The following is an 18,156-nucleotide window of genomic DNA, read 5'->3' as shown; positions in this document are numbered from 1 at the left end:
GTGGTTACAAATAAGATAGTGAAGTCTCTTTTCTATGTGTCCTATGTTCCTATGTGGTTGCAAATTTTCTATGTGCTCTATGTTTCTATTGTGGTTGCAAATTTTCTATGTGCCCATGTTTCTATGTAGTAACAAATTATTCTATGTGCTCTATGTTTCTATGTGGTTGCAAATAAGATAGTGAAGTCTCTTTTCTATGTGTCCTATGTTCCTATGTGGTTGCAAATTTTCTATGTGTCCTATGTTCCTATGTGGTTGCAAATTCCCCCCCAAAAAACAAGTATGAACAAAATCCTGATATTGTCGATTCTCAGCCTTTTTGCAAGGATAACATTAGCACAGCAATCATCCTGGGTGCGTATCAATCAATTAGGGTATTTACCTAATTCCGTCAAAGTAGCTGTTTGGGTCAGCAAGGAGCATGATGAGATTAAAGAATTTGGTCTGTACGATGCCTTTTCAAAAAAGCGGGTATTTCATTCTGTTAAGATAAAATCATTCGGAAAATATGCCGCATTTGAATCCTCAGCCCGTTTAGATTTCAGCGAGTTCAGAAAATCAGGCATGTATTTCATCAAATCCGGAAATGCCATTTCTCCGAATTTTCGCATCAATGCCGATGTCTATGATGGTACTGCTGATTTTATTCTCAGATATATGCGTCAGCAGCGGAGTGGGTATAATCCCTTTCTGAAAGATTCCTGCCATAAACAGGATGGGTTTATCGTTTATCATCCTGATCCCAAAAAAGATTCAACGCACCTGGATGTATCCGGAGGCTGGCATGATGCCTCAGATTATCTGCAATATGTTACTACTTCTGCCAATGCGGCTTTTCAGCTGTTATTTGCCTATCAGCAAAATCCCGAAGTATATGGAGATGAACATGATGCCTGGGGTAATAAAGGCAAAAATAATATTCCGGATATTCTCGACGAAGCAAAATGGGGAATTGACTGGCTTCTGAAAATGAATCCGGGTAAAAATGAAATGTATAATCAGCTCGCTGACGACCGTGATCATAAAGGTATGCGATTGCCAAATCATGACAAAGTACAATACGCAGGCAATCAGGGTTTAGCACGTCCGGTGTATTTTGTTACCGGAAAGCCACAGGGATTTAAATATAAAAACAGAACAACCGGAGTAGCTTCTACTGCCGGAAAATATGCCTCAACCTTTGCATTGGCAAGTCAGGTGCTTCGGAAGTTTTATCCCGGATATGCAGATCAGCTTATTCCTAAAGCCATTGACGCTTATGAATTTGGCAAACAATTTCCGGGTGTTTGTCAGACCGCCCCGGGAGGAGCACCATATTTTTACGAAGAAGATAACTGGGTAGATGATATGGAACTGGCTGCTACACAATTATATGCCATTAAAGCACCAGGGAATTATTATCAGGAAGCAGCCAGTCTGGGAAGACAGGAACCTCAGACACCCTGGATGGGAGCTGACACTGCCAGACACTATCAATGGTATCCGTTTCTGAATTTGGGTCATTTTTATATGAGCAATAATACCGGAGATTCAGAGAAATATTCCGCAACATTCAAAGAATTTATGCGGCAGGGGATTGAAAAAGTTTACCTAAGGGGGAAAAACAATCCTTTTCAGAATGGCATCCCATTCGTCTGGTGTTCAAACAACTACGTCAGTGCCATGATTACCCAGATCATGCTCTACCAGAAAGTAAGCGGAACTAAGGCTTATGATGATATGCTGGCTGCTCTTCGCGACTGGTTATTTGGCTGTAATCCCTGGGGAGCAGGCATGATCGGCGGTTTACCGGAGGATGGTGTTTCGCCTCATGATCCACATTCTTCTCTCGCCCATTTAAATCATTACAAACTGGACGGCGGTTTAGTAGACGGGCCGGTTTATGGTTCTATCTGGAAAGGATTGATTGGAATTACTTTGTACCAGCCCGATGAATTCGCAGCATTCCAGTCGAATCTGGTGGTTTACCACGATGATTACGGGGATTATTCAACCAATGAGCCAACAATGGATGGAACTGCGAGTTTGTCTTATCTTTTAGCCAGTCTGGAAAATGAAGGAACAAAGGAAAATGTTCTGAAAAACCTTACAAAGGAAGAGGGGGCGATTGTGAGAATGAATAAAAAAGAAAAGAAAATCTATCTGACCTTTACCGGACATACCTTTAATGATGGGGGAGAGCTCATTGCAAAGGTGCTCAAAAAACATCAGGTAAAAGCCAATTTCTTTTTCACAGGTGATTTTTACCGGAATCCTGCTTTTAAAGGTACGATTTTACAACTGATAAAGGATCAGCATTATTTAGGAGGGCATTCGGATAAACATTTGCTTTATGTTCCCTGGGAAAACAGGGATTCACTATTGGTCTCTAAGGAGGATTTCCTGAAAGATTTATCAGATAACTATACAGAATTGGCAAAATTTGGCATAAAAAGAGAGAAATCCTATGCTTTCATGCCACCTTATGAATGGTATAATTCTACGATCTCAGACTGGTGTAAAGAACAGAATATAACGTTGGTAAATTACACCGGCGGGACCTCCTCAAACGCTGATTACACGACACCGGAAATGAAAAATTATGTAAGCAGCGACAGAATTTATCAGAAAATTATGGATTATGAGGTTAAAAATGCCGGGGGACTGAACGGTTTTATCCTATTGAGCCATGTGGGAACTGATCCGGCACGAACAGATAAATTCTACTATAAATTAGATAAGTTAATCAGCACGCTTAAGAAAAAAGGTTATACATTCGGTACGTTTTAAACAAGCACTAAAAGAATCGGGCTTATCTGATTGATTCAGATAAGCCCGATTCTCTTTTTATATTTATTCAGCTTTAGATCTCACTCTGTTAAACCGTCTGTACAAGGTCTGCATCGTTTTCTCAACATCTTTGTCCTGTTCGATCATCTCACTGACAGTTTGTACTGCATGAATTACGGTACTGTGATCACGCCCGCCAAAATGATAACCAATTGATTTTAAAGGCAAATTGGTAAATTCTTTCATAAGGTACATCGCTACCTGACGCGGGAAAACGGTTTCTCTTTTGCGGGATTTACTCTTTAATTCACTGAGATCAATGTCGAAATGATTGGTAACCGCATCCAGGATATTATCAACGGTAACTTCCTTTTCATTATCGATTACGATATTTTTCAAAGTAGCTCTTGCCAGATCCATATCAATTTCACGTCTGTTCAATGAAGCATGAGCCATCAGAGAAACAATAACTCCTTCCAGTTCACGAACGTTGGTATCAATGCTGTGAGCAAGGTATTCAATTACCTTATCTTCTATATAAATGCCATCAGATTGCAGTTTTTTCTGAATAATGGCAATTCTTGTTTCAAAGTCAGGTTGTTGCAGATCGGCAGTCAGCCCCCATTTAAACCTTGAAAGCAATCTGTCCTGCATGCCCTGCAACTCTCTCGGAGAGCGGTCAGATGACATGATAATTTGTTTACCTGATTGATGAAGGTGGTTAAAAATATGGAAGAAAGTTTCCTGAGTCTTCTCTTTTCCAGCCAGAAACTGTACATCATCCAGAATCAGTACATCTACATGAAGATAGAAATTGGTGAATGCCTGCAAAGTGTTGTTCCGGATGGCATTGATAAATTGATTGGTAAATTTCTCGGAGGAAACGTACAAAACAAATTTATTGTCGTAGCGATCTTTGATATAATTTCCGATAGCCTGTACCAGGTGAGTCTTACCCAGCCCTACACCGCCATAAATCATCAATGGGTTAAAAGAAGTAACCCCTGGTCTCTCAGCCACGGCCAGTCCGGCAGAACGCCCAAGACGGTTACAATCTCCTTCTACGAAATTGTCAAAAGTATAATGCGGGTTCAGATAAGAATCCAGCTCCAGTGAGTCAAGGTCCTTTAACTGAAAAGGACTGTGATAGATATTGGGCTCAGGCTGATTAGGCTTCGGTTTCGGAGCGGGAACTGTTTGCTTCTGATTAGGAACATTATAGGCAATAGGAGGGTTTTTACGATCTCCTTTGTCTACAATGATGGAATATTCTAACATGCCGTTTACCCCCAAAGTGGCATCAATGGCAAGACGAAGTACATGTACATAGTTTTCCTCCAGCCACTCAAAAAAGAACTGGCTCGGAACCTGGATCGTCAGGGTATCATTTACTACACGCAAAGGTACGATAGGCTCAAACCAGGTTTTGTAACTCTGGTCTGAAGTTTCTTTGCGAATAATATCAAGGCATCTCGCCCACACTTGCCTGACTTCTGTTTGCATTGTTAGGTTATTTTTTTCCAATTTCGCGGTTCACGGCTTTCAGATGACTAATTTTTTTTAGAATTATTAGTAATAGTGGCTTAGAAACAACGTAAATTATTTAAATAGCAAAAAGCGTAAAATTTTACTCTTACTAGTAAGGTGCTGGCAATCAGATTTTTAACAGGCAGAACGCAATGTCAGACTGAAAACCCCCTGAAAAAGGGAGACAAAAATAGTAAATTTCAACGGACTGGCAAACCTAAAATACCTCTAAAATGCAAAAAATTGGAAAGTTAAAACCCTTTAAAAAGTGTTGCCTTAGAATAATACAATCGATATGCCATTACTATGCTATTTCTTAAAATATTTGTTCGGAATAGTCTAAAAATTTATCTTTGTTAATCTTTGAAAAATCAAAAAAAACATTGATATGTTTCAAATATGAAAAAAACAATTTTCAATGAATTTGCGCCTGTTTCAAAAGATTTATGGCACAAACAGACCCTGCGTGACCTCAAAGGCAAAGACTTTGAAGAAACGCTGCTTTGGCATACGAACGAGGGCATAGTTGTCGAACCCTATTACACGGCGGAAGACCTGAGTACACTACCTTTGAGTGCCTTGCAACAGGTTAATTGTCAGGATTTTAACCGAAACTGGCAAAACCGGGACCAGATCAAATTCGATAATACAAATAAGGATAATGCACTGATAATCAGCAGTTTGAAAAATGGCGCCGATTCTGTGCAGATTGATATTAGTGGTGTACCAATGGGTGAAATCGAATTTACAAAGTTATTTCATAATATCAAATTCTCGGAGACTCCTATTTCATTTAAAATTGAAAATAATTCTTTAGCGGTTATAGAAGCCCTTCTTAAATTCGTCAATTACCGGATCAGGGGGACACTCAATGATGATCCCATAGCTTTGTTTATGACCAAAGGTGTCTGGCATGAAAATGTATGGTATGAAAAGGCAGAGGTTATTAAAAAAGTACAAGATTCTCCTCATTTTAAAGTACTTACGGTAAATAGCCATCATTTCCACAATGCAGGAGCTACAGCTGTTCAGGAATTAGCTTATACAGTTTCATCATTGATATGCGTTTTGGATGAACTGACAGAACGGGGTTTGGCATTACCGGAAATTGTACAAAATATAGAATGTTCTCTTTCCGTTGGAACCAGCTATTTTACAGAAATTGCCAAAGTGAGAGCTTTAAGGTTCCTGTTTGCCAAACTGCTTGAAGGATATGACTTTCAGGCAGAATATCCGCAAAAAATAAGTATTCATTGTCAGACTTCTTCTTATTATGACTCTTCTTTGTCTGCCCATAACAATATGCTGAGGGCAACGACTGAAGCGATGTCTGCACTGATCGGAGGTTGTGATGCACTTTCAGTTCATGCTTTTAATGAAACTTTCGGGGCAGCAGATGATTTTGGCAGAAGAATTTCCAGAAATGTATCATCCATTCTGAAAGAAGAAAGCTATTTCGACAAAGTGAAAGATCCTGCCGCCGGAAGTTATTTTATAGAAAACCTGACGTTCCAATTGGCAGAAAAAGCCTGGGAAATTGTAAAAGAGGTTGAAGAAAAGGGTGGAATTCTTGAATCATTCAAAAGAGGAGAGATTCAGATGACAATCAGGGGAAGCCATTTACAAAATGTAGAAAACCTGAAGACGGGTAAAAAAGTAATGGTCGGGGTGAATAAATTCAGGGATGAAAATACCTTTTTTGAGAAAACTCAGAGGAATGAATCAAATCCTGAAAACAGCAATGTTTCTTTTGAGTTGTTAAAAGATTTAAGAGTGTCGGAGGAATTTGAAAAATAATCGCAAATTGTAAGTCATGAAGCCAGATATTTCTAAAATAGAATTGAGGAAAGCATTTGAAAAAGAGGAAATTTCTACGGAAAATGCTAAAAGCTGGAAAGCTCCGGAAGGAATTACCGTAAAGCCGGTTTTCTCAGCTGATGATATTGCAGGGGCAGAGCATTTACAATTTGCAGCAGGATTGCCTCCTTTCCTGCGGGGACCTTACTCTACAATGTATGTACAGCAAGCCTGGACAATCCGGCAGTATGCAGGTTTTTCAACCGCTGAAGAATCCAATGCATTTTACAAAAGAAACCTGAAAGGCGGGCAAAAAGGTTTATCCGTTGCTTTTGACCTGGCAACGCACCGGGGATATGATTCGGATCATCCCAGAGTAACCGGAGATGTGGGAAAAGCAGGGGTAGCCATAGATTCTGTGGAGGATATGAAAATCCTTTTTCATGAAATTCCATTGGATCAGATGTCTGTTTCCATGACCATGAACGGGGCGGTGTTGCCTGTTATGGCATTTTTTATTGTAGCGGCAGAGGAACAGGGTGTAAGTCCTGATAAATTATCAGGAACCATTCAGAATGATGTACTCAAAGAATTCATGGTTCGGAATACATACATTTATCCGCCGGAACCATCTATGAAAATCATTGCCGATATTTTTGAATATACTGCGGCAAAAATGCCGAAATTCAACTCCATTTCTATTTCAGGGTATCATATGCAGGAGGCGGGAGCAACTGCAGATCTGGAGCTGGCATATACGCTGGCAGATGGCCTGGAATATCTCAGAACCGGCCTTAAAGCAGGGTTGGACATTGATAATTTTGCACCAAGATTATCCTTTTTCTGGGCTATCGGCATGAATCATTTTATGGAAATTGCGAAAATGAGGGCGGGAAGAATGCTTTGGGCAAAAATTGTTAAACAATTTAACCCTCAAAGCAGTAAATCTCTGGCTTTGAGAGCGCATTGTCAGACTTCCGGCTGGTCGCTGACCGAACAGGATCCTTTTAATAATGTTACCCGGACCTGCATAGAAGCAATGGCTGCCGTGTTGGGACATACCCAGAGTCTTCATACCAATTCACTGGATGAGGCTATTGCTTTACCAACAGATTTTTCAGCAGGAATTGCCAGAAATACGCAATTATATCTTCAAAATGAAACAGATATAACCAGAATTGTAGATCCCTGGGGAGGTTCTTATTACGTAGAATTTCTGACGAAAGAACTGGCAGAAAAAGCTTGGACACTTATTGAAGAAGTAGAAGAACTTGGCGGAATGGCTAAAGCCATAGAAACTGGTTTGCCTAAAATGAGAATTGAAGAAGCCGCGGCTAAAAAGCAGGCCAGAATTGATTCTAAAAAGGATATTATTGTTGGTGTCAATAAATACCAGATTACCGAACAAACTAACATAGAGATTCTTGAAGTAGATAATCAGGCCGTAAGGTTGTCACAGATTGAAAGACTAGAAAGGATTAAAAAAGAAAGAAATGAGGTTTTGGTGCAGGAGGCTTTACAGAGCATTACAGATGCTGCTGTTACAAAAGAGGGAAATTTATTAGATTTAGCCATAGCAGCAGCCAGATTAAGAGCTACTTTAGGAGAAATTTCAATGGCTTTAGAAAAAGTTTACGGACGCCATAAAGCTATTATCCGTTCAATTTCAGGTGTTTATTCTTCAGAAGTGACAGACGACGAGAATTTCAGAATTGCCAGAGAAATGGCAGATGAGTTTGCGAAAATAGAAGGTCGCAGACCAAGAATTATGGTGGCAAAAATGGGGCAGGACGGCCACGACAGGGGCGCTAAAGTAATTGCTACGAGCTTCGCTGATCTGGGTTTTGACGTAGATATTACGCCTTTATTTCAAACACCGGAAGAAGTTGCCAGACAAGCAACTGAAAATGATGTACATGTGGTAGGAGCATCCAGTCTGGCAGCAGGGCATAAAACGCTTGTTCCCCAGCTGATTGAAGAATTGAAAAAGCTTGGAAGAGAAGATATTCTGGTAATTGCCGGTGGCGTAATTCCGGCGCAGGATTATCAGTTTTTATATGATGCAGGAGTAAAAGGTGTTTTCGGTCCCGGAACAATTATTTCCATTGCCGCCCAGAAGATTCTGAGTGAACTAATGAATTAACTTCTTAAAACCTAAGGACAAAATCCTGCTTTGGCTGATTTGTTCTGAAAAATACCAGACCTACAAAAAACAGATCAATTGAAATAAGTACAGAAGAATCATTTTTTATGTCAGTCCAGGCCCGATGCATCTCTTCTGACCAGTGAATGTCGTCAAATACAAAAACCGTTTCATTGTGAACTTTCGGCAGGCATGTTTTAAAATACTGCATGGTCGGCTCATAACGATGATTGGCATCAAAAAAGGCAAAATCTATCTGAGAAACCTGATTTACCTTTTCCCGCAGCGTTTCATCTAAATTTCCGACCACCACTTCTATATTGTTACAGGCCGTATCACTAAAATTCTGTAAGGCAATTTTAGCAGTTTCCGGACAACCTTCGAAGGAAATTAGCTTTGCTTTCGGATTTGCTTTGGACTCGTAAATGGTAGTGATTCCCAGGGAAGTTCCCAGGTCAAATATTACTGAAGGTTGAAAGAAACTGATCAGCCTGAAAAGCAATTTTCCGAATTTCGGAGACTTTTCTGCACTTTTGGCAATCTGCCTGATTTGTCTGGTATTGCTTTTGTAGATTTTTGAACCCGCTCCGAAATCCGTAATTTCAATAGTCCTCTTGTCTTTCAATAATTTACTGCGGAGTAATTCTATTTCCCTGAAAATATCAGAAGATTTTTTGGAACGAATGACTTTTGTGTACAGTTCAAAGACAAAAGGAGAATGAAGAGAATGCTCATTACGAGCGGTAAGAAGGTATTTTAAGTATTTTTTAATCAAAACTATATAAACTTTAAGAATAAAGACAAAGAAGAAATGTCAGAATGTTCTGATTTTCAGTGTAATATATTCAGTCAGTGATTTGGATTTTATATGAAGACTGACAGAACCGGCACAAAATCTCAGTACATTGATAAGAAGTTTTCTGAAAAAAATCAGGATTAATTCAGACGATAAGGAGCAATCATTGAGAAACCCGGGATTTGTACCATGAAATGTTTTCCATCCATGATTCTTTCCATCAGGTAGGTTCCAACCATTTTTCCGATAGAAGTGTTTAAGTTACAGCCACTTACATATTCGTGGAACTCGCCCGGTTCTAAAACAGGCTGTTTCCCGATAACACCTTCGCCTTCAACTTCACGGATAGTTCCGTTAGCATCATGAATAAACCAATGACGGCGAAGTAACTGTACCGTAAAATCACTTTCATTTTCAATACGAATCCGGTAAGAAAAAACAAAATGTTCATGCAGAGGGTTTGAATACTCAGCCTGATATTCAGTCTGCACACTAACTTTTACGCCTTCAGTTATAGCACTTATCATTTGATCAGAAATTTTGTGTTATCTGGATTAGTTGAGTCACACTTCTGGTTTTAAGTTCAATAATTTGGATCAAATTAGCCTTAATAATTTAGAAGCTTCCTATATTTAACGAAAATTACGTCAAACGAGTTTTAAAATCAATTACTTTACCAAAAAATAGATCAGTTGGCCCCAAAGTTTTTTACAAAAATATGTACGGGATAGCCAAATTCAAACTACTACCGAAAAATGAACGTAAATATTGCCGAATCCTGGAAAAATCGTCTTGCTGCTGAATTTCAGAAACCTTATTTTACTGATTTAGTTCAATTTGTTAAAAGTGAATACCAGCAGACCAAAATTTATCCTCCCGGAAAGCTGATTTTCAATGCCTTTGACAAATGCGGTTTTGATGAAACAAAAGTGGTTATTTTAGGACAAGACCCTTATCATGGAGCCGGGCAGGCAAACGGACTTTCATTTTCGGTAAATGACGGAGTAGTTCACCCGCCTTCACTTAGAAATATATTTAAAGAAATTGAGAGTGATTTGGGGAAACCGGTTCCGGTTTCCGGTAATCTGGAAAGATGGGCAACACAAGGGGTATTGATGCTCAATGCCACGCTGACTGTTAGAGCAGGAGAGGCGGGTTCTCATCAGAAAAAAGGCTGGGAACAATTCACAGATGCCGTCATTCGTTGTATCTCAGCAGAAAAATCCGGAGTAGTTTTCATGCTTTGGGGAAAGTACGCTCAGGATAAAGGTGCCGTAATTGATGGTTCCAAACATTTGATTCTGAAAGCTAAACACCCCTCACCAATGGCAGCTAATTATGGCGGCTGGTTTGGCACCAGACATTTTTCTCAGGCTAATAACTATCTGATTGACAAAGGTCTAAGTGGAATTGAATGGTAATAAGAATCATTTGAAAACAATACTAAAGACAATCCCGTGAAACATTTACTAATCTTATTTCTTTCTTTCACTTCCCTGCTGTCTGAAGCACAGTCGGTTAATATTTCAGTGAAAACAGAGAATGCTCAGGGCGATACCCTGCAATTAATTCATGATGTTCTGTTTCTGGGTGAAAATCCGGCATCTTCAGCTCAGGTTATCAGAGTTTCTGAAGGAAACGGAAGCCAGCAATTGAAGTTTACAGCGGATGTTAATGCAGTCACTTTGCTGGAACTGGTTTATAAAAAACAGCATCTTTTCATTTTTGCAGATAAAGGAGACAATATTGATCTGGAATTTGATGGGAAAGATTTTTTTAAATCTGTTAAATTCAAAGGCTCTAAAGCATCGGAAAATGACTTTCTGGCAAAATTCAACCAGCAGTTCAGTAAAGAGTTTAACACATCGATGATGTATGCTAAACTGAAAGAAAGTGGTGTGGATGCCTGGGAAATGGCTCTTTTTGATACCAAAAGGGCACAAACTAAGTTCTACAGAGAGTTTCCCGGAAAAGATAATTTCTCAGAAGATTTCAAAAAATATCTTGAAAATCAGATTCGATGGAACTACTGGCATTTATTGCTTGCCTATCCGATTGTAAGAGGAAATTCGGATCCTAAAGTCCCGAATGTATTATCACTTCCTTCTGTTCTGCTCGAAGGACTTGATGAAAAGAAAATTCAGGATGAAAATACCATGCTTTCATCTGAATACAGAGCCTTTGTCAATTATTATGTAACATATTATAATTCGAAAGACAAAGGATTTGTAAAGTATGCCGATATGAGCAAAATGATTCAGGATAAGCACCTTTTTGCCAGAGAACACCTGCAGGGGAAGGCTTATCAATACATTCTGGCCGGTTTGCTTTATGACAGATGTGAACAGGTTTTGCCCTCGGTGGCAAGAAATGTTTTTTCAGCTTTGTCAATTACACCCAATTCTGAAGCTTATGCAGCTCTTATCAGGGAGAAATGTGGCAGCATTATGAGCAAAAAGGATGAGGAAGTAACCAAAAAAGCGGACGACTCTAAAAACTGGTTCAGAATGCTGAGTCTGAAAGGAGATACACTTTCTCTGGCAAGTCTGAAAGGAAAGGTGGTGTATATAGATTTCTGGGCATCCTGGTGCGGGCCTTGTCGCATGGAATTCCCTTATTCAAAGCAATTGCATGCCAAACTGACCGACAAGCAGAAAAAAGATATTGTGTTTCTTTATATTTCGATTGATGACACGGTCGAGATCTGGAAAAAAGCAATAGAAAGTCTTAAACTGGATAATGGTTTACATGGTTTGTCGCTGGGAGGCTGGGCCTCTCAGGCAGCGAAGTTTTTTAATATTAATGCTATTCCAAGGTATATTCTGATTAACAAAGAGGGTGTGATCGTGAATAATAATGCCAGAAGACCATCTGATCCTGCTATTCTGAATGATATCCTGCAATTGACGGAAGGTAAAAAATAGAAAATTTAACCGTAAAAAGGCCTGTATCATAAGCAATTTGTTTATGATACAGGCCTTTTTACGTTGTCATAGAACCTGACTAGATTTCTTCGAGTAAAGATGCAAAATCTACAAAAGAACCCTTGAATTTCTGATGAACTTTATTCCTCAAATCATCTTCGTACTCATTTTGGAAAATATCAAAACTATCCATACTGGTAAAACGGTATTGAAATGTATAGGTTACTCCGCCGTTATCAATTTCAGTAAGTAATTTTAAAATGGTACAATTCTGCAGGAAACTAATCGCTGAAACCTCTTTAAGATGGTTTTCTTTCATCCATTCAATAAACTGTGTATGAATATTTTCGTCGATACTGTAAGTAATGTTATATAGAAGCATTTTCTCGTAAAGAATTAGAATCAAAGTGCAAAATTACGAAATTCAGAACATTAAGCGGGTTACTTTAAGGGCTTTATTTTATTAGGCAATTCATTGTTTCCCTGAATAATCTCCTTTATGTTTGCAGGAAAACTATTTTCCGACTGTTAAGACATCGCATTCACTTCAATAAACGCCTTAAAATGAATATTTTCAAATCTCTGATTTTTTCCTTTTTCCTTTTTTTACCCGGTTTAATAATAGCACAGGGCCAATCCGGTACTTCATTTCATGTGGTTCCGCTTGGGGTAAAAGGAGGCACGGACGAAAGTAATTTGTCATCCTATATGCTGGCTCCTGCGGATACCAGAACTTATATCTGCCTGGACGCCGGAACAATTTATTCCGGAATTGATAAAGCAGTAGCGAATGGTGTTTTTAAAGCTTCAACACCATATGTACTTAAAAAATATATCAAAGGATATCTGATTTCTCATGCTCACCTGGATCATGTTTCTGGACTGATTATTAATTCTCCTGCTGATTCTTCAAAAACCGTTTATGCCACAGCAGATTGCATGAAAATGATGGAAAATCATTATTTTAATGATGAAACCTGGGCTAATTTCGGAGATGAGGGAAAAGGTGTCCACCTGAAGAAATATCATTTTCAAACGCTTGAATTAGCGAAAGAAACGCCACTCGAAAATACCGGAATGACGGTGCAGGCATTTCCTTTAAGTCATATCAATCCTTATCAGAGTACTGCTTATCTGGTGAACAGTAATGGCAATTATATCTTGTACCTTGGTGATACCGGTCCGGATGAGGTGGAAAAAAGCGACAAACTTCGTCAGCTTTGGCAGAAAGTAGCTCCGTTGGTGCAAAACAAAAGTCTGAAAGGTATTTTCATAGAAGTTTCCTTTCCGACTGAGCAACCCGATAAGTTTCTTTTCGGCCATCTTACACCAAAATGGCTGATGAATGAAATGAATGTTTTGGCAGGATTTGCCGGAAAAGATGCTGTTAAAGGCCTGAACGTGATTATCACTCATTTAAAACCTCCTTTATCAAGTGAATTGAAGATCAAAGAACAATTAAAGGCACAGAATCCCCTCGGACTTGAAATTATATTTCCGGAGCAGGGAAAAGATTTTAAACTCTAAACATTACCTGTTCTCCGGATAATTCAAAAGTGTATTCAAAATGTTTCGTTTCTTATTCTATTGAAAACGAGATATTTTTGAATACACTTTTTTGTTGAAATACATTTAATGGCGTTTAAAATTATTTTTCTGCTGCAAACTAATTGCTTCCTGATTTGCGTTTTAAAATCAGTGGTTTTCTTGTAAAAATTAAAGTTTTTAAATAAATCCCGATTAAACCAAAGTAACCGATTCCTGTCTAAAAATCAGTTACGTTCCAATACTAACCAATAGAAAAATATGATCTGAGATTTACCTGAATTTTTTATTGCCCTTGAAATATATTATTAGCTCGGGAAATGGGTTCGGTTTAATCAATTACTTAATTACAGATCATGAAAACATCTTTAAAGCCTTCCGTTCATTATTTCCCCTGTTATTGATTTCAAGGAATATTTAATTCTTCAGAGAATTTCGATATAGTTTTAGGGAATAAGCTTTTTAATCTTATCAAATACAAGTATTTATGAAACGCTTAACAATTTTAGTTGCCTTGGCTCTGGGATTGGGGTTGAGCAGCTGTTCGTCAGTGAAGGTTGATCAGAAACCGACAGCTAATTTTCTGGATTATAAAAGATACGCCTGGGTAAAACCAAATGTGCTGGCAGGAAATAATCCTTTTTATAAAAGCTCATTAGTTGAAGCAAATATAAAAAGTGCCATCAGGAATGAATTTGCCATGAGGGGAATTACCGAAGATAACCAGAATCCGGACTTCTTTCTGATGTATCATATTTTTACCCAACAGAAAACCAGGACGGTTTCTAATCCGTATTCAATGTATCCTTATTATGGTTTTGGTCCGAGATCATTCTATTTTCAGGGGCAGCTGATGTATATGGGTTATGGAGGTTATTATAACCCCTGGGGAATGGGTTATCACATGGAACCTTATACCAACGGAACCTTGATTATTGATGTGATTGATGCCCGGACCAAAGAATTAGTCTGGAGAGGTTCTGTGGAAAATCCTGTAAATGATCCTGCCAGATTAAGTAAACAGTTTTCTAAAGAAGCCAGAACAATTCTGGCAAAATATCCGGTAATGAACAACAACAGGAATTAATGGCTGTATAATAGTTCAGACAAATCGTTTAACAATTTTTATTTAAGACAATGAAATCGATAGATAACAAAAGAGGTTTTACCGGAATGACAGTAAAAGGCCTCCTTTCTTCCATATTTGTTTGGGTTGCATTTTCAGGACTTTTCCTGAGTTTTTCAGTAAATGCACAAAACAATCAGCCGCCGCAAATGGGTCAGGGACAAAATAACCCGCAGGATGACCAGCAGAATCTGGTAAATTCAATTGCTCCATATAAAGAGGATGTAAGAAATGCCATACTTATTGCGAGCCAGTATCCCGATGTATTGGAAAAAATGGCTCAATTGCATGATCAGACGAGTATGGCTTTTCAGCAGACTATTCAGGACTACGGACAAAAGAAACAAGGATGGTTTTATGAACTTTCACGTTTCCCGGACCTGATGCACGCTTTGGCAACCATGCCGGATAATCGTTCTAAAGAACAGATTCAGGCAATGTTACCTGAACAAACCGACTTATTGAAAGAAGCTTCGTGGAAGTTGTATAACAATCACCATAAAGATCTTGTGCTGGTTGATAATCTTAATCAGCAGGCTGAACGTGATTTTAGAGCACTTATCAATCCGTTAAGTCCTGATACACAGATGGCTTTGACTAAATTGGTTGCTATGCCTGAAGTAATTTCTTTGCTAAACAGCAATTTAAATCTGACCGCAGAACTAAGTGATAAATATAAAGCCGATCCGCAGGGTACTCAAAAAAGTCTTGCAGATCTGCATGATACCCTTGAAGCGCAGAACAAGCAGGATTTAGCGAATTATCAGCAGGAACTTGCCCAAAACCCTCAGGCATTACAGGAGTTACAGCAGGCTTCCAGAGATTATGCCCAGTCTAACGGTTATAATAACTACAATCCTGCTTATGGTTATGGGGGCTATAACAATTATTATAATCCTTATTCATACTGGTTCGGATATCCTTACTGGTACACTTCGGCAAACTGGTATCCTGGTTCCTTTGGTTTCAGCACCGGGTTTTATTACGGTTTTGGGGGTGCACCGGTATTCTATGGATTCCCTTCATTCGGTTTTTCAGCCTGGTTCTTTGGTGGAGCCTATCGTTACTACCCGAATTTATACCGTCAATACGGACATTATTATTATAATTACGGGGCTCAGCGTCGTTATTACGGCGGTATTAACAGAGGATTCTTTGGTGCTGCCAGACAGAATTTCCAACCGAGAGTTTATAGTGGAGGAAGATCAAACTGGATAACAAATCCTCAAAATTTCAGAGGATCAAATAATTATTCTTCAAGAATGGGTAGTGGAGGTAACAATGGACAGAGGGTAGATTCTTACAATCGTTCCAATACCAATACTTATCACAGCCAATCCTGGGGAAATAGCGGCGGCAGCCGTGGTTTTAGTGGTGGCGGATTCAGAGGCGGAGGAGGTGGGGGAGGTTTCCACGGTGGTGGCGGCGGCCGTGGACACCGATAGTGTTGTGTTAAGCAAAAACCCGAAAGAAACTCTTTCGGGTTTTTGTTTGGTTAAAGATATAGCTGAACCATTCTGCGCCAGTATCGGGGCCTGTGGGCTTCCTCATCCCATTCATAAAAATCATGATTAATCCCTTTTTCATGCAGGGAAAGACTCAATTGTTTGTTATTTTCCAGAAAAGCATCTTCCTTCCCGATTACAATAATAATAGAAAGGCTTCTCAACTGATTAAGTAACTGCTCATCGTGAATATTGGGAATATAACAGTTTGGCATATTGAAATAAATATCCTCATTAAAATAGCCGTCGAAAAGGTTGTTGAAATGCGGGAGAGAGATGGTAAGGTCATATCTTGCGCTCATACCCACAACTTTCGTAAATATGAAAGGATATTTGAATGCAATGTTTACAGCATGATACCCCCCCAGACTACATCCGGCAGCAATCAGTCTCTGATCCGGATTAAGGTTTCTGATAAGCGGAATCACCTCATTCAGAATATACTTTTCGTATTGTAAATGTCTTTTAATCCTTGCAGAAGGAGCATCCTTTGAATAAAAACTCTCATCATCAACACTATCGACACAGAAAATCTGAAGTTGACCTGACTCGATTTTGTCTCGCAGGGCTTCAATAATTTTCCAGTCTTCATAATCATAAAAACGGGCTGAGCGGGTCGGGAAAAATATTACAGGAGCACCTGAATGCCCCCAAACCAATAATTCCATATCTCGTTCCAGCTCCTTGCTGAACCATTTATGATAAGCTCTTTCCATATTGAGGTGAAAATACGAAATCTGTTCGAAATACAGATTTTTAAATAGGTTGTAATATGTTTTTTGACAAAATTTCCTTCCAGATAGCGTATCCTTCAGGACTCAGATGTAATTCGTCTTCTCCAAAAAGCTGATTTTTAGGGAAACCTTCTTTATCCAGCATTGACGTATAAACATCTATATAATTCTCATTATCATTTTTCCCGATTTCTCTCTCAATAATATAATTCGTGAATTTGATTTGCTCATTAATATCCCAACGTTTCCAGCTTGGTTTAATCGAAATAAAATAGCAGGGAATTGCACCGAATTTTTTCCTGATCTGACAAATGAGCTGAAGATAAAAGAAATAGATTTCTTCAGGATGTCTTCCATCTCCCAGGTCATTGTCTCCTGCATAAATGACAATTGACTTTGCAGATTGTATCGGAGCAACTAATCTGTCAAAATACCAGGTACAGGCCGCAAGTGTTGAGCCTCCAAAACCAAGATTTACGGGTTTAAATTCCGGAAAGTCACTGTACAAAGTTTCCCATTTGGTAAAAGACGAACTACCGTAAAAAATAGTTTCAGGCTGATAGTTCAATTGTGCTACTTCTTTTTCGACTCTTTGTACTTCTTCTTCGTACCAAAACATACTATTATTATAATTTTTAAAACTTTTGCCGTTGAAATTGAGTTTGTCATTACAAAGGTAATCGGTGGAAATTAACAAAAGATTAAGTATCTGAAACAATTTGTGAAATTATTCAGATTTCGTCTCTTTTTATTGATTTCTTTATGTAACAGCTTAGAACACATCCTGATATTTTTTTCAGAACCTTAAAAATTCTTCCGGAAACAAACACATCACAGTTCTGAAATTACCTGAAACTTATCAGGTTTTTTTTCAGATAATTCAAACTTTTCCTTTTAAAAAGAGTCTTATTCAGAGCGCATATATTTTTCAAGTTTCTTAATAAAATCATATAAATTTTCCAAAATTCTAAAATTAAGTCTGATATTTTAGCAAGAATGAAATTTGGCTTTTCACTGAATTTAAAATAGCCTCAGGCAACATTTGTTAATTAAAATGTTATTCAAATGAATAGGGAACCTATTTTTTCAAAAAGGAATTAAAATTATAACCGTCAATGTATGCTAAGTGTACTTATCAATTCCAACCGAATGACTTTCAATTCATCCGAAGGTTGAAAATCTGAGCAAACATTCCAGATACTTTGCGGGAGAGTGAGTCAGGTCGTTATAACGGTACATCCTACCTTTAACATGTTCAGCATTACAGCATAATATAGTTGTAAAATCTGA

At 38.5% G+C, this 18,156-nt stretch carries 14 protein-coding genes; 8 read left to right on the top strand and 6 right to left on the bottom strand.

Annotation, left to right across the window (positions count from 1 at the left end):
- The first annotated feature begins 282 nt into the window (after window positions 1-282).
- Window positions 283-2,769 (top strand): bifunctional glycoside hydrolase family 9 protein/polysaccharide deacetylase, encoded by a 2,487-nt coding sequence (locus tag BM179_RS10360; RefSeq protein WP_092017038.1) that lies wholly within the window; start codon window positions 283-285, stop codon window positions 2,767-2,769.
- A 63-nt stretch (window positions 2,770-2,832) separates the two neighbouring features.
- On the opposite strand, the gene dnaA is transcribed toward BM179_RS10360, so the two are convergent.
- Window positions 2,833-4,272, bottom strand: a complete 1,440-nt coding sequence (gene dnaA, locus BM179_RS10355) for a chromosomal replication initiator protein DnaA (RefSeq protein WP_092016396.1) — start codon at window positions 4,270-4,272, stop codon at window positions 2,833-2,835.
- 423 nt (window positions 4,273-4,695) lie between these two features.
- On the opposite strand from dnaA, the gene BM179_RS10350 reads away from it, so the two are divergent.
- Window positions 4,696-6,093, top strand: a complete 1,398-nt coding sequence (locus tag BM179_RS10350; protein ID WP_092016393.1) for a methylmalonyl-CoA mutase family protein — start codon at window positions 4,696-4,698, stop codon at window positions 6,091-6,093.
- A 16-nt stretch (window positions 6,094-6,109) separates the two neighbouring features.
- Complete coding sequence (gene scpA, locus BM179_RS10345) at window positions 6,110-8,236, top strand: methylmalonyl-CoA mutase (RefSeq protein ID WP_092016390.1); 2,127 nt, start codon at window positions 6,110-6,112, stop codon at window positions 8,234-8,236.
- 4 nt (window positions 8,237-8,240) lie between these two features.
- Here the strand turns inward: scpA and BM179_RS10340 are convergent, their stop codons facing one another.
- Both BM179_RS10340 and apaG read right to left on the bottom strand, forming a co-directional pair.
- Complete coding sequence (locus BM179_RS10340; protein ID WP_092016387.1) at window positions 8,241-9,011, bottom strand: O-methyltransferase; 771 nt, start codon at window positions 9,009-9,011, stop codon at window positions 8,241-8,243.
- 161 nt (window positions 9,012-9,172) lie between these two features.
- Window positions 9,173-9,559, bottom strand: coding sequence for a Co2+/Mg2+ efflux facilitator ApaG/CorD (gene apaG, locus BM179_RS10335; protein WP_092016383.1), 387 nt, complete (start codon window positions 9,557-9,559; stop codon window positions 9,173-9,175).
- 228 nt (window positions 9,560-9,787) lie between these two features.
- On the opposite strand from apaG, the gene ung reads away from it, so the two are divergent.
- The gene (gene ung / locus BM179_RS10330; protein ID WP_092016378.1) at window positions 9,788-10,453 is read left to right on the top strand and encodes a uracil-DNA glycosylase; all 666 of its coding nucleotides are present in this window, start codon (window positions 9,788-9,790) and stop codon (window positions 10,451-10,453) included.
- Between the two features lie 36 nt (window positions 10,454-10,489).
- The gene (locus BM179_RS10325) at window positions 10,490-11,956 is read left to right on the top strand and encodes a TlpA family protein disulfide reductase (RefSeq protein ID WP_092016373.1); all 1,467 of its coding nucleotides are present in this window, start codon (window positions 10,490-10,492) and stop codon (window positions 11,954-11,956) included.
- Window positions 11,957-12,035: 79 nt separating this feature from the next.
- Here BM179_RS10325 and BM179_RS10320 read toward each other — a convergent pair whose 3' ends face one another.
- Window positions 12,036-12,338, bottom strand: a complete 303-nt coding sequence (locus BM179_RS10320) for a DUF4286 family protein (RefSeq protein ID WP_092016370.1) — start codon at window positions 12,336-12,338, stop codon at window positions 12,036-12,038.
- A gap of 182 nt (window positions 12,339-12,520) precedes the next feature.
- Between BM179_RS10320 and BM179_RS10315 the strand changes: the two genes are divergently transcribed.
- The 3 genes from BM179_RS10315 (at window position 12,521) to BM179_RS10305 (ending at window position 16,072) form a co-directional block, all read left to right on the top strand.
- Entirely contained in the window at window positions 12,521-13,483 is a 963-nt protein-coding gene (locus BM179_RS10315) for an MBL fold metallo-hydrolase (RefSeq protein ID WP_092016367.1), read from the top strand.
- A gap of 505 nt (window positions 13,484-13,988) precedes the next feature.
- Entirely contained in the window at window positions 13,989-14,588 is a 600-nt protein-coding gene (locus BM179_RS10310; protein WP_092016364.1) for a DUF4136 domain-containing protein, read from the top strand.
- Between the two features lie 50 nt (window positions 14,589-14,638).
- Entirely contained in the window at window positions 14,639-16,072 is a 1,434-nt protein-coding gene (locus BM179_RS10305; protein ID WP_092016361.1) for a DUF3300 domain-containing protein, read from the top strand.
- 50 nt (window positions 16,073-16,122) lie between these two features.
- On the opposite strand, the gene BM179_RS10300 is transcribed toward BM179_RS10305, so the two are convergent.
- On the bottom strand, window positions 16,123-16,848 hold the full coding sequence (locus BM179_RS10300) for an esterase family protein (protein ID WP_092016359.1): 726 nt from the start codon (window positions 16,846-16,848) through the stop codon (window positions 16,123-16,125).
- A 40-nt stretch (window positions 16,849-16,888) separates the two neighbouring features.
- Window positions 16,889-17,485, bottom strand: a complete 597-nt coding sequence (locus BM179_RS10295; protein ID WP_092016356.1) for a GDSL-type esterase/lipase family protein — start codon at window positions 17,483-17,485, stop codon at window positions 16,889-16,891.
- Between the last annotated feature and the right edge of the window lie 671 nt (window positions 17,486-18,156).

It is taken from the genome of Pseudarcicella hirudinis (assembly GCF_900115665.1).
Lineage (GTDB): Bacteria > Bacteroidota > Bacteroidia > Cytophagales > Spirosomataceae > Pseudarcicella > Pseudarcicella hirudinis.
The sequence above is the reverse complement of the archived record's forward strand: the minus strand, read 5'-3'. Positions and strand labels throughout refer to the sequence as shown.

What these genes read in the sequence shown, in the direction of transcription:
- BM179_RS10360 (WP_092017038.1), top strand. Translation starts at nt 283, where the DNA reads ATGAACAAAATCCTGATATTGTCGATTCTCAGCCTTTTTGCAAGGATA.
- dnaA (WP_092016396.1), bottom strand. Translation starts at nt 4,272, where the DNA reads ATGCAAACAGAAGTCAGGCAAGTGTGGGCGAGATGCCTTGATATTATT.
- BM179_RS10350 (WP_092016393.1), top strand. Translation starts at nt 4,696, where the DNA reads ATGAAAAAAACAATTTTCAATGAATTTGCGCCTGTTTCAAAAGATTTA.
- scpA (WP_092016390.1), top strand. Translation starts at nt 6,110, where the DNA reads ATGAAGCCAGATATTTCTAAAATAGAATTGAGGAAAGCATTTGAAAAA.
- apaG (WP_092016383.1), bottom strand. Translation starts at nt 9,559, where the DNA reads ATGATAAGTGCTATAACTGAAGGCGTAAAAGTTAGTGTGCAGACTGAA.
- ung (WP_092016378.1), top strand. Translation starts at nt 9,788, where the DNA reads ATGAACGTAAATATTGCCGAATCCTGGAAAAATCGTCTTGCTGCTGAA.
- BM179_RS10320 (WP_092016370.1), bottom strand. Translation starts at nt 12,338, where the DNA reads ATGCTTCTATATAACATTACTTACAGTATCGACGAAAATATTCATACA.
- BM179_RS10315 (WP_092016367.1), top strand. Translation starts at nt 12,521, where the DNA reads ATGAATATTTTCAAATCTCTGATTTTTTCCTTTTTCCTTTTTTTACCC.
- BM179_RS10310 (WP_092016364.1), top strand. Translation starts at nt 13,989, where the DNA reads ATGAAACGCTTAACAATTTTAGTTGCCTTGGCTCTGGGATTGGGGTTG.
- BM179_RS10305 (WP_092016361.1), top strand. Translation starts at nt 14,639, where the DNA reads ATGAAATCGATAGATAACAAAAGAGGTTTTACCGGAATGACAGTAAAA.
- BM179_RS10300 (WP_092016359.1), bottom strand. Translation starts at nt 16,848, where the DNA reads ATGGAAAGAGCTTATCATAAATGGTTCAGCAAGGAGCTGGAACGAGAT.
- BM179_RS10295 (WP_092016356.1), bottom strand. Translation starts at nt 17,485, where the DNA reads ATGTTTTGGTACGAAGAAGAAGTACAAAGAGTCGAAAAAGAAGTAGCA.